The following is a 15,917-nucleotide window of genomic DNA, read 5'->3' as shown; positions in this document are numbered from 1 at the left end:
CATGAAAAAACTCATATCACTTTTCGGCATTTTGAGCATAGTGATTTCTTCCTTTGCTCAAAACATCGAAAAAGAAGCACCCAAGGGATTTGATAAAGAACGCACAGGCATAACTAAAGGTAAACTGGATTCTGTATTATATGAATCAAAAACTGTGGGGGTCACTCGAAAAGCCTTGATTTATACTCCTCCGGGTTTTGATAAAAAGAAGAAATACCCGGTATTGTATCTTTTACATGGCATCGGCGGTGATGAAAAAGAATGGCTCAAAGGAGGTAATCCGCCTGTGATTCTTGATAATCTTTATGCTGATGGCAAGCTACAACCCATGATAGTAGTTATGCCAAACGGAAGAGCCATGAAAGATGACCGGGCTATTGGTAATGTATTTGACAAAGAAAAAGTAGAAGCTTTTGCCACGTTTGAGAAAGACTTACTGAACGACCTGATTCCGTTTATAGAAAAGAAATACCCTGTGCTTACCGACCGTGAAAACAGAGCTATTGCGGGGCTTTCGATGGGAGGCGGGCAGTCGCTCAATTTTGGTTTGGGCAATCTGGATAAATTTGCCTGGGTGGGAGGATTCTCTTCGGCACCTAATACCAAGCGCCCGGAAGAACTGGTTCCTAACCCTGATGAAGCCAGAAAAAAACTCAAATTGCTCTGGATTTCCTGTGGCGATAATGATGGCCTCATTACGTTCAGCAAGCGCACCCATGATTATCTGTACGAAAAGGATGTACCGCATATTTACTATGTGGAGCCGGGTGTACATGATTTTAAAGTCTGGAAAAATGGGCTATATATGTTTTCACAATTCCTGTTTAAACCGATAAGCACGAAAGATTTTACGAGGTACTCAGTATTGGGTACACCAGCGGCAAGCAATATCAGAAATGCAAAATATCCTCAGATTTTGCCTGATAACCGTGTGGTATTCAGGGTAAAAGCTCCGGAGGCACAAAAGGTACAGATTGATTTAGGAAAAAAATATGACATGGTAAAAGATACGAGTGGTTTCTGGATGGTTACTACCGATTCTATCAGCCGTGGATTTCATTATTATTCGCTTCTGATTGATGGCGTACCTGTGGCTGACCCCGCCAGCGAAAGTTTTTACGGCATGGGTCGTATGGCCAGTGGCATTGAAATTCCATACAAGGATGGTGGCTTTTACGCCTTGAAAGATGTACCGCATGGTGATATCCGTATCAAAAAATACTTTTCGAAAGCTTCTAATGCCTGGCGTGAAATGTATATCTATACGCCACCGGGATATGATGCCTCTACCAGCAAGTATCCGGTGCTATATCTTTTACACGGAGGTGGCGAAGACCAGCGCGGTTGGGCTACTCAGGGTAAAACCGATTTGATTCTGGATAACCTGATTGCTGAAAACAAAGCCAAACCTATGTTGATAGTAATGATGGATGGCAATATCGGCATGGGTGGAGGCGTAGCAGGTTTTGGTGAAAATGCCCTGAAAGCCTTTGAGAATGAATTGAAAAACGCAGTCATTCCTTTTGTGGAATCTAACTACCGGGTTTTAACTGATGGTAAAAACCGGGCTCTGGCCGGGCTTTCTATGGGTGGCTTGCAAACACTTCATGCAGGTGTCAGAAACTCTGACCTGTTTAATTACCTGGGTGTATTCAGTTCGGGTTGGTGGGCTAATAATACCAAATTATCAGACCCGCAGTATGAATTCATGAAGACTAACAGCGATAAAATCAATACCAATCTTAAAGAATTCTGGATTTCGCAAGGAGGTAAAGAAGACATTGCCCATGCCAATAATCAGATTATGATGAAAAAATTTGATGAGATGGGTATTAAGTATAAATATAGCGAATATGCCGGAGGTCATACCTGGCCGGTCTGGCGACATGATTTAATGATGTTTGCCCAATTACTTTTCAAATAGTAATATTGCCCTAAAGAATTTACAACCATAACTATCAGTAAAGTGAAAAAAGCCTTTCTTTCATTCATTATAGGGTGCGTAGTTTTTACAACTACCGCCCAGACCAGAATTACCTTGAATACCGATTTAGCCAAAACGCAAATCAATAAACATATCTATGGACATTTTGCCGAACATCTTGGGAGATGTATCTACGGAGGCATCTATGTAGGTGAAGGGAATACCAAAATACCGAATACTGCGGGTGTTCGGAACGATATAATCAAGGCATTGAAAGACCTGAAAATTCCTAACCTTCGTTGGCCGGGCGGTTGCTTTGCCGATACCTACCAATGGAAAGATGGCATTGGCCCTAAAGCCAATCGCCCTAAAATGGTGAATGTCTGGTGGGGCGGTGTAACTGAAGACAATAGCTTTGGTACGCATGATTTCCTCGACCTTTGTGAGCGGATTGGCGCAGAGCCTTATCTGGCCGGAAATGTCGGTAGCGGTTCTGTCAAAGATCTTTCGGATTGGGTAACTTATGTAAGTCATCCCGGTGGAAGTCCGATGTCTGAACTCCGCAAGCAAAATGGCCGTGAAAAACCCTGGAATGTTAAACTATGGGGCGTAGGTAATGAAGCATGGGGCTGTGGAGGTAATATGACAGCCGAATACTATGCCAATATCTATCGCCAATATGCTACATTCATGACTGACTGGGATAATAGCTCGCAGATTTTCAGGATTGCTTCCGGTGCAAGTGACGGAGATTATGCTTGGACAGAAACATTGATGAAAAATATTCCGCATAAAATGCTGGCAGGTGTAGCATTGCACCATTATTCAGTAATCAGCTGGACTGATAAAGGACCTTCTGTTGATTTTAATGAAGGTCATTATTTCAAGATTATGGAAGAGGCATGGCAAATGGACGAGTTCATTAAAGGACATAGTACCATTATGGATAAATATGATCCTCAGAAAAAAGTAGCTTTGATTGTAGACGAATGGGGTGGATGGTATAGCGTAGAGCCTGGCACAAATCCGGGTTTCTTATATCAGCAGAATACCATGCGTGATGCCATGATTGCAGGATTAACGCTTAATATTTTTAATAATCATGCCGACCGTGTGCGTGGAGCAAACCTGGCGCAGATTGTAAATGTATTACAATCAGTAATCCTGACCAATGAAGAAAAGATGCTGTTAACGCCTACTTATCATGTTATGAAAATGTACAATGTGCATCAGGATGCTATGCTTGTGCCTATCAGCATTGAGTCGCCATCGTATGATTATCAGGGCAAAAAACTGACAGCCGTTTCGGCATCAGCTTCAAAAGATGCTTCAGGCGCATTGAATATTTCGCTGACGAATATAGATTATAGTAAGTCACATGAGGTTACGATTAACCTGAGAGGGGAAGATTTTTCAAAAATTTCCGGGCAGATTCTGAGTTCAGCAAAAATTAACGACCATAATACATTTGAACAACCCAATAAGGTAGCCGTAAAAGACTTTAGTGGCGCAAAGCTCGAAAAAGGTGTATTAAAGCTGACCATACCTGCTTATTCGGTCATTGTTCTGAATGTGAAAAAGTAAATTTTTAAATACTTTAATACAATTTTTTGATTAAGAATAAATTGTGTTATATTTACACAATTCGATTGTGGATTGAATACTGAAATATGTTAGGTTAACATTTGATTTGATTCGTGAAAATCGTTGATTTTCACGAATTTTATTGATTTTGAGCATTGTAATATTAAAATTTGTGCAAACATTAGGCAGCACATTAAATAATGAATAAATACCCGCATTCAACCAGAATACTGGTTGCCCTTGATTGTTTAGTCTTTGGTTTTGATGGCGAAGAACTTAAGTTATTGTTGATTAAACGGAATTTCGAACCCGAAAAAGGAAAGTGGTCTTTGATGGGTGGTTTCTTAGAAGCCGAAGAAGACCTTGAAGTGGCAGCTAACCGTATTTTGTATGATTTGACGGGCTTAAAGGATATCTATTTTGAGGAGATTAAAACCTTTGGAAAAGTAGGAAGAGACCCGGTAGAACGGACAATCTCTATTTGTTTTTTTGCCCTCATAAACATCCATGACCATAATCAGGATCAGGCAAAAGCGCAAAATGCCTATTGGATAGATTTGAAAAACAGACCAGGTCTGATTTTTGATCATAACGAGATGGTAAATATGGCTTTAGAACAATTGCGTTACAAAGCTGCTTTACACCCGATAGGTTTTGAATTGTTACCCGAAAAATTTACTATTCCACAGCTTCAGAAATTATACGAGGCTATTTATGATACACCGCTTGACAGACGTAATTTTAGCCGTAAGATTCTGTCTACAAAACTTTTAATTGATACCGGAGAAAAAAACCAGAACTCCACTACTAAAAAGGCTATTCTTTACAGGTTAGACAAAGAGAAATACCAGAGCCAGTTCAACGCATTTCATAATTTCATGTCAGATGCGATGATATAGAAATGAGAGTTTATTGAATAAATGAGAGAAAGGTAATTAGAGAATTTCTGCTAAAATAAAATGTGTCAATTTAACACTTTTTAGTTTTGAAGTGCCTGTAAAAAATCACAATTAGCGGGAAAAAGAATATTCAGTTTAGGAAATTACTTATTATAAATTAAAAATGTGTCAATGTAACACATAAGAGATGAGTCAGAAATTTACATTAGGAATTGATTTTGGAACTGATTCTGTCCGGGCTTTATTAGTCAATACTTCTAACGGGCAATGTGTGAGCACGGCCGTCGAATATTATAAGCGATGGGCGACCGGAAAGTATTGTGACCCCTCAATTGCTCAGTTCAGACAACATCCGTTGGACTATCTGGAAGCGGTTGAAAGCGTCATTAAAGATACATTGACTAACGCTCTGGAAGATACTAAACAAAATATTGTAGGTATTTCCATTGATACTACCGGGTCTACACCAGTAGCGGTTGATGAAAACGGGACACCTTTAGCAATGTTACCGGAATTTTCCGATAACCCTAATGGCATGTTCATTCTCTGGAAAGACCATACAGCCAATGCGGAAGCAGAAGAGATTAACCATCTGGCACATCGGTGGGATACCGATTATACCAAATACGTCGGCGGCATTTATTCATCTGAATGGTTCTGGGCAAAGATACTTCATACGCTGAGGACTGATGCAAGCATACGCGAAAAAGCATTTTCGTGGGTAGAACATTGCGACTGGATTTCGGCAGTGCTGACAGGCAATACCAACCCACTTACCATGAAACGTTCCCGTTGTGCGGCAGGCCATAAAGCTATGTGGCACGAAGAATTCGAAGGGCTTCCGTGGGAAGAATTCCTCTATAAACTCGATCCTCTTTTGTCAGGATTACGGGAAAGACTTTTTAGAAATACCTATACTTCTGATGAACCCATGGGCCAGATTTCTGCTGAATGGGCTGAAAAATTTGGTCTTTCAACAAATGTAGTAATAGGTGTTGGGGCTTTTGATTGCCATATGGGAGCCGTGGGAGCAGAGATTGAACCCTACGACTTTGTGCGTGTAATGGGTACCTCAACCTGCGATATGCTCATTGCACCTAATGAAGAAATCGGGCATCTGCTGATTAAAGGTATTTGTGGGCAGGTCGACGGCTCCATTATTCCGGGTATGCTTGGCATGGAAGCCGGGCAATCAGCCTATGGCGATTATTACGCATGGTTTCAAAGAATCATTACTGAACCAGTCCGTGAACTATTAGGTGAAAAAGCAGCAGATGAATTAGCACAGAAACTCATTCCTCATCTATCAGAGAAAGCTTCTCTTTTACCCATTGCTGAAAATGACCCGGTAGCCACTGACTGGATTAATGGCCGACGCACACCGGATGCTAATCATTTACTGAAAGCCGCGTTCGTGGGTATGAATTTAGGAACAGATGCTGCAAAACTTTTCAAAATGGTTGTTGAGGCAACAGCTTATGGCTCAAAGGCCATTGTCGATAGATTCATAGAAGAGGGTGTACCCATTAAGCAGGTAATTGCTATCGGTGGCGTAGCTAAAAAATCACCATTTGTGATGCAAACCCTTGCTAATGTACTGAATATGCCTATAAAAGTAGCCAGTTCAGACCAGGCCTGTGCCTTGGGTGCTGCCATGAATGCCGCAGTAGCAGCGGGAGTGCATGCCAGTTTATTTGAGGCACAAAAAGCAATGGGTTCAGGGTTTGATGCCCGGTATGAGCCCCGGCCTGAGTGTGTAGAAGTATATCAGAAATTATATAAAAAATATCAGCGTTTAGGAAAATTCACAGAAAACAATGCTTAATCTAAAATCCTTTGAAGTTTGGTTTGTAACAGGTAGTCAGCATTTATACGGAGAGGAAACCCTCCGTCAGGTTGATGAACATTCTCAAATGATAGCCCAATCTCTGGATAGTGCATCAGCCATTCCTGTAAAAGTCATATTCAAACCCGTAGTAAAAACACCGGATGAGATACTTGCTATTTGCAAAGAAGCCAATTACACACCCAACTGTGTAGGTATCATCACTTGGATGCATACCTTTTCGCCTGCCAAAATGTGGATTCGTGGACTGAATGCCTTACAGATTCCAATTCTGCACCTGCATACGCAATTCAATAGGGATATTCCTTTTGATACCATTGATATGGATTTCATGAACCTTAACCAGTCAGCACATGGTGACCGGGAGTTTGGCCATATCATGTCAAAGATGCGACTAAACCGCAAAGTAGTAGTCGGGCATTGGCAGGATCATTCGGTACATGAAAAAATCAATATCTGGGCTCGCGTGGCGGTTGGCAAATACCAGATGCAACACATGAAACTCGTGCGCTTTGGCGACAATATGCGTCAGGTAGCTGTAACAGATGGCGATAAAGTATCTGCTGAAATGAAATTTGGTTTTTCAGTCAATACACATGCAGTAGGCGATTTAGTGGAAGTAATCAACCAGATCTCAGAAGCAGAAATTGCGCAACTTGTACAGGAATACGAAGATACTTATGAGCTGATGCCATCATTGGCTAAGAATGGAGAAAGACGTAGCGCCTTAATTGAAGCAGCCCGTATAGAATCAGGCTTGAAGGTTTTCCTGAAAGAGGGTAGCTATTCAGCTTATACCAATACTTTTGAAGATTTACACGGCATGCGCCAGTTGCCGGGCATTGGCTCACAACGCATGATGGCTGCCGGATATGGGTATGGCGGTGAAGGAGACTGGAAAACTTCTGCGATGGTACACGTTATAAAACTGATGGCCAGCGGCATGAAAGGTGGCAATACTTTTATGGAAGATTATACCTATCATTTTAATCCGAATAATGCTATGGTATTAGGTTCTCACATGCTTGAAATATGCCCGTCTATTGCAGCCGGTAAAGTAAAATGCGAGGTACATCCTTTAGGAATTGGTGGAAAAGAAGACCCCGTTCGTCTGGTATTCAATGCGTCTGCTGGCCCTGCTTTAAATGTATCATTGGTTGACTTAGGAAACCGTTTCCGACTGATTGTCAATGAGGTGGAAGCAGTAGAGGTCACAGAATCTTTCCCCAAGTTACCCACTGCCCGCGCTTTATGGAAGCCTCAGCCAAATATGAAAGTAGGCCTCGAAGCATGGATTATGGCAGGCGGCGCACATCACACGGTATATAGTCAGAACCTCACTGTTGAGTACATGGAAGACTTGGCAGAGATGCTGAACATAGAACTGGTAGTGATTGATCAGGAGACCACCATCAGAGCAATGAAAAACGAACTGAAAGTTAACGAAGTATTCTACCGATGAGCACCTATCAATCATTAAAAGAAGAATGCTACGAAGCCAATATGCTGCTTCCGAAGCTGGGGCTGGTTTTATTCACTTTTGGTAATGTGAGTACTGTAGACCGTGCCAAAGCCGTGTTTGCCATCAAACCTAGTGGTGTGCCTTATGAAATACTCAAAGCAGAAGATATAGTTATTGTGGACTATGATGCCAGACTTGTTGAGGGCAAACTTCGGCCGTCGTCAGATACAAAAACGCATGCCCAGCTTTATAAAAAATGGGATGATATTGGGGGCATTACCCATACCCATAGCACCTATGCTGTGGCTTGGGCGCAAGCAGGTTTAGATATTCCGATTTTTGGTACTACCCATGCCGACCATACGCATCAGGACATTCCCTGTGCGCCAGTATTGACCGATGAAATGATTGAGAGAGACTACGAATTTGAAACCGGGAATCAGATATTCGATGTGTTTAAGATAAAAGGCTTATCACATCACGAAGTAGAGATGGTTTTGCTACAGAATCATGGCCCGTTTACCTGGGGGAAAAACGCAGAGAAATCGGTCTACAATGCCGCAGTGCTGGAAGAAGTAGCGCGCATGGCTATGCTTACCTTACAGATTAATCCGGATACACCCCGGATAAAAGATACGTTGCGAATGAAACACTATGAGCGCAAACACGGTAAAAATGCCTACTACGGGCAAGGATGCTAATCAGGTTCCATATTTATTTTACTTTTAAACGTTAAGCAAATGCAATTCTTTATTGATACAGCCAATCTGGCTGAAATTCAGGAAGCGAATGATTTAGGTGTACTGGATGGGGTAACGACTAATCCGTCTCTCATGGCCAAAGAAGGAATATCAGGACATGAGAATATTCTGAACCACTATAGAGCCATCTGCGAAATTGTAAACGGACCTATCTCAGCAGAGGTGATTGCCACTGATTTTGCTGGCATTATCAGAGAGGGAGAGGAGTTAGCGGAAATCCATCCGAATATCGTGGTAAAAGTGCCAATGGTAAAAGATGGAATCAAGGCCATTAAGTATTTCAGTGAAAAGGGAATTCGAACCAACTGTACGCTCATATTTTCAGCAGGGCAGGCATTATTAGCCGCCAAAGCCGGAGCCAGTTATGTTTCGCCTTTTATTGGCAGATTAGATGATATTTCGGTAGATGGTGTGGAATTAATCCGCCAGATTCGTCTGATTTTTGATAACTATGGCTATAAAACCGAGATTTTAGCTGCCTCTGTCCGTCACCCAATGCATATCATTAAGTGTGCCGAGCTTGGTTCTGATGTCATGACCGGTCCATTGAGTGCTATTACAGCCTTACTGAAGCATCCGCTAACTGATATAGGGTTAGAGAAATTTTTAGCCGATTATAAAAAAGTTAATAGTTAAAATGCTATTTTACTACATCAATCATATTCAACCTAATAGTTTTACTTAAATGACTCTCGGACTCGACAACCTCGATTATCTCATCTTTTTGGTATACTTTATTATTGTTTCTTCTTACGGATATTGGATATACAAAAACAAAGGCAGGCAATCAGCCGATAGCAAAGATTTTTTTCTGGCTGAAGGTTCACTAACATGGTGGGCTATCGGTGCTTCAATCATTGCTTCCAATATTTCGGCAGAACAATTTATCGGGATGAGCGGGCAGGCGTTTCAGTTAGGTATTGCTATTTCGGTTTATGAATTACTGGGCGGCGTTTCGTTATTAATTGTGGCGGTTTACTTCCTGCCCATGTATCTTAATAACAAGATTTTTACAATGCCACAATTCCTTGCCAAGCGTTATGACGGGCGTTTGTCAACAATCATGGCAGTTTTCTGGCTTTTTCTTTATATTTTCGTAAATCTCACTTCCATTATCTATCTTGGTGGATTGAGTTTAGAGAAAATGACAGGCTTTAGCTTTATGTCCTGTGCCATTTTCCTGACGATTTTTGCCGTAATCATTACCTTGGGAGGTATGAAAGTAATCGGTTATACAGATGTTATTCAAGTGGTTTGCCTGATTTTTGGAGGATTAGCTACTACGTATCTGGCACTTGGTTTACTGTCTGATAAAGTAGGTACCGGTGCAGGTGTATGGGAAGGTATGAACCTGATTGCACAAAAAGCTGAGGGTCATTTACACATGATTTTCAAGCCTGATCAATATCAGGTACATGATGGGAAAGGCGGGTTTATAGATGCCTATCGTCAGGTGCCGGGTATTATGATGTTTATTATCGGTGGTCAATGGGTAAATAACCTGAACTATTTTGGCTGTAACCAATACATTACCCAACGAGCATTAGGAGCGGATATTTCTACTGCCCGAAAGGGTGTTTTGTTTGCAGCATTCATGAAAATGCTGATGCCGATTATTGTGGTGTTACCTGGTCTGGCTGCTTATGTTATCTTTCAGGAAAGTGCTGATGCTACAATAGTTAATGGAATTACCCAGAATGGAATTGTAAAGCCCGATAATGCTTATCCGGTATTATTGAATCTGCTACCGGTTGGCTTGAAAGGCCTGGCTTTTGCGGCACTCACGGCAGCTATTGTGGCCTCTTTAGCCGGAAAAGCTAACAGTATTTCAACGATTTATATGTTGGATATTCACAAGAAATTCTTCAATAAGAACCTTACCGAGAAACAAACTGTCTGGACAGGCCGGGTAGTAATTGTCATTGCCTTTATTATTGCCCTGATTGTGAGTCCGCTTCTAGCTAATTTCGGACAGGCATTTGAGTATATTCAGGTGTATACGGGCTATGTTTCGCCGGGTATTCTGAGTATCTTTCTGCTCGGCTTCTTCTGGAAAAAGGCTACCGCTAATGGAGCCTTGTCTGCCGCTGTGCTAAGTATTGTTTTATCGGCTATTATAGAAAGCCTATATCCTGAATTCCCGTTCATGAATCGTATGGGCGTGGTGTTCTGGATTTGTTCGCTGGTGCATATCGCCATCAGTTTGATTGAAGGAAAAGGCAAAAATCAGGAGAATGCATTTGAAGTAAAAAGAGAATGGTTTAAGGTTGAAACCCCTTTTGCTATCGGCGCGTTGCTCGTGATAGCCATATTTACAGTTGTTTATACAGTTTTCTGGTAAAATGGGTTAATATAAATCTGGAATTACCATCTATTTTCCATCTGATTATTAAAAATTTAGTATACACTTAACATTTAAAACTATGTTTACCCGACGTGATGCCATTAGATCTTTAGCAGTCGGAAGTGCTGCTACCTTATTTTCTCCTCATACTTTGTTAGCCGGTTTGGCCAAAAAGAAAGACAAGCTGGGTATTGCACTGGTTGGCCTGGGTTATTACAGTACCGACTTATTGGCTCCAGCCTTACAGATGACACAAAATTGTTACCTGGCTGGTATTGTAACAGGTACACCTGCCAAAGCCGAACAATGGAAAAAGAAATATAATATACCTGATAAAAACATTTATAATTATCAGAATTTTGATTCTATAGCTAATAACCCTGATATCGATGTGGTGTATGTGGTGCTTCCACCAAGTATGCACCGCGAATATGTAGTAAGGGCGGCAAAAGCAGGTAAACATGTATTCTGCGAAAAACCAATGGCTACCAGTGTGGCCGATTGCAAAGCAATGATTAAAGCTTGTGCAGATAACAAAGTGAAATTAGCCATTGGCTACCGATGCCAGCATGACCCCAATACACAGGAATATATGCGTATCGGCAGAGAAAAGGTATATGGTAAACCCATGATGATTGCCTGTGGCGCAGGCTATGTAGATGGCCGCACAACGCATTGGAAACAAAAAAAAGCTTTAGGCGGTGGTTGTATGCCTGACATGGGTGTTTATGCCTTGCAGGGCGCAAGACTGGCTACGGGTGAAGAGCCTATCAGTGTTACTGCTCAGGCGCATGTGATTCGCCCTGAGATATACAAAGAAGTAGAAGAAACTATGCTGTTTCAGTTACAGTTTCCGAGTGGCGCTGTGGCAGCTTGTCATACCAGTTTTGGCATTAATATGAACTACCTGCAAGTCAATTATGAGAAAGGCTGGTTAAAAATGGAGCCTTTTTCGGCGTATGGGGGTAATAAAGGAAGCCATTCAGGTGGAGTGATTGATTTTCCAATCAAAAGCCAGCAAGCTAAACAGTTGGATGAAGATTGCCTGGCATTAATGAATAATACACAATTGATAGCGCCCGGTGAAGAAGGATTGAGAGATATAAGAGTAGTAGAAGCTATCTATCAGGCAGCTAAGAGCGGAGGAACAGTGAAGATTTCTTCATAAATTGATGTCCCATTATTATAGCAAAAGACCATCCCCTCTAGTGAAAATTACTGAGAAGATGGTCTTTTTTATTTTATTCTTTCACTCTCTTTAATTTCATTTCGCCTCTTTCGTTTTTAACCACAATTTCATTCTCATTAATGAGCTCGCCTGTGCTATTGATCTTCATGTCATTAAACGAAATGCTATAAGAGATTTTTTTGCCATCTACTTTACCGTTTTCAATTTTGGCTTCTCCAAACTGTGTTTTCCAAGTACCTTTCAATTCGTTTCCTTCCACTTTGAATGTGTAGTTGACTTCAAAAGTACCGTTATCGGTTTCGCGCGTTCCCTTCCAATTGCCATCAATCGGATTTTGTGCAAAGGCCGTAAAGGTGCCTAAGAATAGAAGTAATACTAAAAACTGTTTCATAATGAATAAATTTTGGTTGAATAATTAAGTAAATACTTATACAATTTAAGTCTTAAGTTCCTTATTTGCAATAACTTAGGTAAGAATAAATCTTGCGCTCATCCTTACTCTTTTAGCCCTATCACTTTAAAATAAGCGGGCTTGGGTTGGTTATTTCTATCAAAGAGTAGCGGATAGTTGGTTCGGCCGCGAATAGGCCAATTATTCAGCCAGCTATCGCCATCATTTACTCCCCAGAAAGTAACTCTTGTAACCTTATCTTTATGTTTCAGAAATAGTTTGAAAAGCGCTTCATAATCATCCGCCAGTTGTTTTTGCATTTCATCGGGTAGTCCGTTCGGATAGGGATTCGATTCCGCATTGTTAGTCATGCGTTGACCTACATCTGCTCCCTGAAAATTGCGTGGCAATATTTCAATATCTAATTCAGTAATCATAACTTTCAGTCCTAATGCCGCATATTGAATAATGCTCTCTTCAATGTCTTTGAATGGTATTTTCCCAAGATGCCAATGCCCCTGAATACCCACACCATCAATCCGGACACCCGCTTGCTGAATCTTTTTAATCAGCCTGATACATCCGGCTCTTTTAGCAGGCTGTTCGTTATTATAATCGTTATAATATAACTCGGTGTTGGGTGATGCCTCTTGCGTGAGGCGAAAGGCCTCTGTAACATAGTTTTCTCCCAGTTTTTGAAGAAATACAGAGTTTCTTAATGTTCCATCTTCGTTCAGGGCTTCGTTTACCACATCCCAGGAAAATACTTTCCCTTTGTAGTGGGAGGCAACGGTTTTAATATGGTCTGTAAAAAAGGTTTTCACTGAATCGCTGCTTTGGATACGACGCATAAAACCGGGTAACTGGCTATGCCAGATAAGGGTATGTCCGTTGATTCTTATATTATGTTTATTGCCGAATGCTATCAGTTTATCAGCCATCGTAAAGTCAAAAGTATCCCATTTAGGGTGTAATAGGGCTGATTTCATGACATTTTCAGGAGTAGCAGCATTAAACTGTTGTACAATCAGGTCATTAGCTACCTGATTTCGTTCTTCAATCTGCGATGAATTAAGGGCAGTTCCAATCATAAAATCATTTTTAAAGGCTTTCTTTAAAGATTGTAATTTGTAATGATTGACCTGATTAGTGAAGTTTGAGAATAATAGAATGCCCCAAACAAGGAGAATGCATATTTTAATTTTCATAAACTAGTTGCTAATGGTAGAATGAATAACTGAAAATACTGAATGAGAACTTTGAAACAAAATCTAACGCCTGTAATATACAGACGTTAGACCAACCTTAGCGAAACAAAACTATCGTTTTTAATTAACCTATGATGCTTATCTAATAAAAATAATCTATTCCACCGTATTCGTTAAAGTGCCGATTCCCTCTATCATAATATGTATGGTATCTCCCTTTAGCAGGGTAAAACTATCCGGTGGAACAATACCTGTGCCTGTCATCAGAAAACAGCCATTGGCAAAAGTGCAATCGAAAGTCAGATATCTGACCAGTTCATCAAACGCTCTTTTCATCTGACTTAACTGAGTAGTTTGTGAGAAAATAGTAGCTCCGTTTCTTTCGATTTCAAGTTTAATTTCTGTCTCTTTTGCAATCGGTTGTTCTAAAACCAATATGCAAGGGCCAATGGCTGCACTTTTGTCATAAGATTTAGCCTGCGGCAGATACAATGGGTTTTCCCCTTCAATATCTCTCGAACTCATATCATTGCCAATGGTGTAGCCAGCAATCTCTCCACGCGAATTGACAAAGAGTGTCAACTCTGGCTCCGGTACATTCCATTTAGAGTCGCGTCGTATTTTTACACCCTGTTGATGGCCTACTGTACGGGCAGCAGTTGCTTTAAAGAATATCTCAGGACGCTCGGCAACATACACACGGTCATAAAAATCTCCGCCACCTGCATCTTTCGACTCTTCCATTCTGGCATTTTTACTACGCAGATAAGTAACACCCGATGCCCAGACTTCCTGAGAAACTATAGGAGGAAGTAGTACTTCCTCCAGGTTGAAATGCTGTTCAGGCGTTTTGTTAGCTATTGTTTGATTAAGAAACTCGTAAAGATCCGGTTGATTGATTAGTGAATCAAAAGTATACTCTATATATGTATAAAAACTTTCGTTGTGTTCAAGATAGGGGCCAAGTGTTGTATTGTAAATTTTCATCAGGTAATAAAAGAGTTGGTTTATATGTAAGCAAATAATTATTCAAAGAAAGGTACACCCGGCGTAGCATACTTTTTCATGCCTTCTTCATTGATTTCTACACCTATACCCGGCTCATCTCTTACTCTGATGAATCCATTTTTTTCAACCATCTCACCATTGAATGTTACAATTTCTTTAAACATAGGGTCTTTATGGAAATATATCTGCCATTCCATAATCATGAAATTAGGCACAGAGGCACAAACATGGGCACAAGCCATAGCTCCCAGATAAGAAGCAACCATGTGTGGAGCAAACGGCACATAATACAGGTTGGCCAGATTAGCAATGCGTTGACCTTCGCCTAAGCCACCGCATTTTTGTAAATCAGGCATAATAATATCTACCGCGCCGCTTTCAAGTAATGGTCTGAAGCCATAAGTAAGATAGTGATTTTCGCCCGCACAAATAGGCGTCGAGGTAGAGGCCGTTATTTTTTTATACGCATCCGTATTTTCGGCGGGGATTGGTTCTTCCAACCACATTAATCCAAGTGGTTCAAGTAATTTTGCTGCTCTTTCGCCTGTGGTAGCGTCATAGCGGCCATGCATATCGGCACAAATATCAATCTTAGTACCTACCTCTTTCCTGGCTGCGGCCATCTGGTCATACATTCGTTGAAGTTCGGCCGGACTAGCTGTCCAGTTAAAACGGTCATATTTATTAGGGTCATTGCCTTGGTCTAAATCAAACTTAACAGCCGTGAAACCCATATCAACGGCCTCACGGGCAGCCTTGGCAAAATCTTCTGGTTTGGGCAACTGATTCTGATAAAGAGCGGTATCCATATATACTCTTACTGTATCTCTGAATTTTCCACCCAAAAGCTGATAAACCGGTACTCCCAAAGCCTTTCCGGCAATATCCCAAAGCGCAGTTTCAACAGCTGTCAGTACTGCCACAAACATACCCGATTGGGCGCCTTCAAAAAAACCTGATTTTCTGATGGTTTCAAACAACCGATGTACGTTCAGAGGATTTTGCCCCTGAATCCTTCTGCCCATTGATTTAACCAGATGATAGGTGCCGGGGGTGGCATCTACTCCCTCACCATGCCCGATAATCCCTTGATTGGTGTAAATTTTTACAAATAAACTATGTCCGCCACGAATATATCCTGCCTTAATATCGGTTATTTTTAAATCAGATGGCGCCGAACTTTTAGGGGCTCTATCAATGGCGTTTATATATTCATTCCCGAAAGTTGAAAATGAAGTGGCAGCCAAGGCAGAGCTTACGGCTGCTTTCTGGAAAAAGTTTCTTCTGTTCACTGAAGTATA

13 protein-coding genes are annotated in these 15,917 nt (G+C 41.1%); 9 read left to right on the top strand and 4 right to left on the bottom strand.

Annotated elements, in window-relative coordinates:
- Nucleotide 1 precedes the first annotated feature (1 nt).
- From D0T08_RS02495 to D0T08_RS02455, 9 genes are all read left to right on the top strand, one after another.
- Nucleotides 2-1,924, top strand: coding sequence for an alpha/beta hydrolase-fold protein (locus D0T08_RS02495; RefSeq protein ID WP_116980980.1), 1,923 nt, complete (start codon nucleotides 2-4; stop codon nucleotides 1,922-1,924).
- Between the two features lie 42 nt (nucleotides 1,925-1,966).
- Nucleotides 1,967-3,508, top strand: coding sequence for an alpha-N-arabinofuranosidase (locus D0T08_RS02490; protein WP_116980979.1), 1,542 nt, complete (start codon nucleotides 1,967-1,969; stop codon nucleotides 3,506-3,508).
- Between the two features lie 200 nt (nucleotides 3,509-3,708).
- Complete coding sequence (locus tag D0T08_RS02485) at nucleotides 3,709-4,407, top strand: NrtR DNA-binding winged helix domain-containing protein (protein ID WP_116980978.1); 699 nt, start codon at nucleotides 3,709-3,711, stop codon at nucleotides 4,405-4,407.
- A gap of 187 nt (nucleotides 4,408-4,594) precedes the next feature.
- Nucleotides 4,595-6,232 (top strand): ribulokinase, encoded by a 1,638-nt coding sequence (locus D0T08_RS02480; RefSeq protein WP_116980977.1) that lies wholly within the window; start codon nucleotides 4,595-4,597, stop codon nucleotides 6,230-6,232.
- The gene (gene araA, locus D0T08_RS02475; RefSeq protein ID WP_116980976.1) at nucleotides 6,225-7,715 is read left to right on the top strand and encodes an L-arabinose isomerase; all 1,491 of its coding nucleotides are present in this window, start codon (nucleotides 6,225-6,227) and stop codon (nucleotides 7,713-7,715) included. The genes D0T08_RS02480 and araA overlap by 8 nt, the downstream gene beginning before the upstream one ends.
- Nucleotides 7,712-8,416 carry an L-ribulose-5-phosphate 4-epimerase gene (locus D0T08_RS02470; RefSeq protein WP_116980975.1) on the top strand — a complete coding sequence of 235 codons (705 nt, stop codon included), beginning with the start codon at nucleotides 7,712-7,714 and terminating at the stop codon, nucleotides 8,414-8,416. Before araA ends, D0T08_RS02470 begins: the two co-directional genes overlap by 4 nt.
- 39 nt (nucleotides 8,417-8,455) lie before the next feature.
- Nucleotides 8,456-9,112 carry a fructose-6-phosphate aldolase gene (gene fsa, locus D0T08_RS02465; protein WP_116980974.1) on the top strand — a complete coding sequence of 219 codons (657 nt, stop codon included), beginning with the start codon at nucleotides 8,456-8,458 and terminating at the stop codon, nucleotides 9,110-9,112.
- Nucleotides 9,113-9,161: 49 nt separating this feature from the next.
- A complete protein-coding gene (locus tag D0T08_RS02460; RefSeq protein ID WP_116980973.1) occupies nucleotides 9,162-10,817 on the top strand; it encodes a sodium/sugar symporter in 1,656 nt (551 codons plus the stop codon).
- An 82-nt stretch (nucleotides 10,818-10,899) separates the two neighbouring features.
- Nucleotides 10,900-11,988, top strand: a complete 1,089-nt coding sequence (locus tag D0T08_RS02455; RefSeq protein ID WP_116980972.1) for a Gfo/Idh/MocA family protein — start codon at nucleotides 10,900-10,902, stop codon at nucleotides 11,986-11,988.
- A 73-nt stretch (nucleotides 11,989-12,061) separates the two neighbouring features.
- Here D0T08_RS02455 and D0T08_RS02450 read toward each other — a convergent pair whose 3' ends face one another.
- The 4 genes from D0T08_RS02450 to D0T08_RS02435 all read right to left on the bottom strand — a co-directional run bounded on the left by D0T08_RS02450 (nucleotide 12,062) and on the right by D0T08_RS02435 (nucleotide 15,908).
- On the bottom strand, nucleotides 12,062-12,400 hold the full coding sequence (locus D0T08_RS02450) for a hypothetical protein (protein WP_116980971.1): 339 nt from the start codon (nucleotides 12,398-12,400) through the stop codon (nucleotides 12,062-12,064).
- A gap of 104 nt (nucleotides 12,401-12,504) precedes the next feature.
- Entirely contained in the window at nucleotides 12,505-13,608 is a 1,104-nt protein-coding gene (locus D0T08_RS02445) for an endo-1,4-beta-xylanase (RefSeq protein WP_116980970.1), read from the bottom strand.
- 156 nt (nucleotides 13,609-13,764) lie between these two features.
- Nucleotides 13,765-14,595, bottom strand: coding sequence for a fumarylacetoacetate hydrolase family protein (locus tag D0T08_RS02440; RefSeq protein ID WP_116980969.1), 831 nt, complete (start codon nucleotides 14,593-14,595; stop codon nucleotides 13,765-13,767).
- Between the two features lie 38 nt (nucleotides 14,596-14,633).
- Entirely contained in the window at nucleotides 14,634-15,908 is a 1,275-nt protein-coding gene (locus tag D0T08_RS02435; protein WP_116980968.1) for a mandelate racemase/muconate lactonizing enzyme family protein, read from the bottom strand.
- Nucleotides 15,909-15,917 lie beyond the last annotated feature (9 nt).

This window comes from Emticicia sp. C21 (assembly GCF_003418935.1).
In the GTDB taxonomy this organism is placed as follows: Bacteria; Bacteroidota; Bacteroidia; order Cytophagales; family Spirosomataceae; genus Emticicia.
This window is presented reverse-complemented; position numbering and strand designations above follow the sequence as displayed.

Excerpts from the sequence above, each read along its gene's own strand:
- D0T08_RS02495 (WP_116980980.1), top strand. The coding sequence starts at position 2 with ATGAAAAAACTCATATCACTTTTCGGCATTTTGAGCATAGTGATTTCT.
- D0T08_RS02485 (WP_116980978.1), top strand. The coding sequence starts at position 3,709 with ATGAATAAATACCCGCATTCAACCAGAATACTGGTTGCCCTTGATTGT.
- D0T08_RS02480 (WP_116980977.1), top strand. The coding sequence starts at position 4,595 with ATGAGTCAGAAATTTACATTAGGAATTGATTTTGGAACTGATTCTGTC.
- araA (WP_116980976.1), top strand. The coding sequence starts at position 6,225 with ATGCTTAATCTAAAATCCTTTGAAGTTTGGTTTGTAACAGGTAGTCAG.
- D0T08_RS02470 (WP_116980975.1), top strand. The coding sequence starts at position 7,712 with ATGAGCACCTATCAATCATTAAAAGAAGAATGCTACGAAGCCAATATG.
- fsa (WP_116980974.1), top strand. The coding sequence starts at position 8,456 with ATGCAATTCTTTATTGATACAGCCAATCTGGCTGAAATTCAGGAAGCG.
- D0T08_RS02460 (WP_116980973.1), top strand. The coding sequence starts at position 9,162 with ATGACTCTCGGACTCGACAACCTCGATTATCTCATCTTTTTGGTATAC.
- D0T08_RS02455 (WP_116980972.1), top strand. The coding sequence starts at position 10,900 with ATGTTTACCCGACGTGATGCCATTAGATCTTTAGCAGTCGGAAGTGCT.
- D0T08_RS02450 (WP_116980971.1), bottom strand. The coding sequence starts at position 12,400 with ATGAAACAGTTTTTAGTATTACTTCTATTCTTAGGCACCTTTACGGCC.
- D0T08_RS02445 (WP_116980970.1), bottom strand. The coding sequence starts at position 13,608 with ATGAAAATTAAAATATGCATTCTCCTTGTTTGGGGCATTCTATTATTC.
- D0T08_RS02440 (WP_116980969.1), bottom strand. The coding sequence starts at position 14,595 with ATGAAAATTTACAATACAACACTTGGCCCCTATCTTGAACACAACGAA.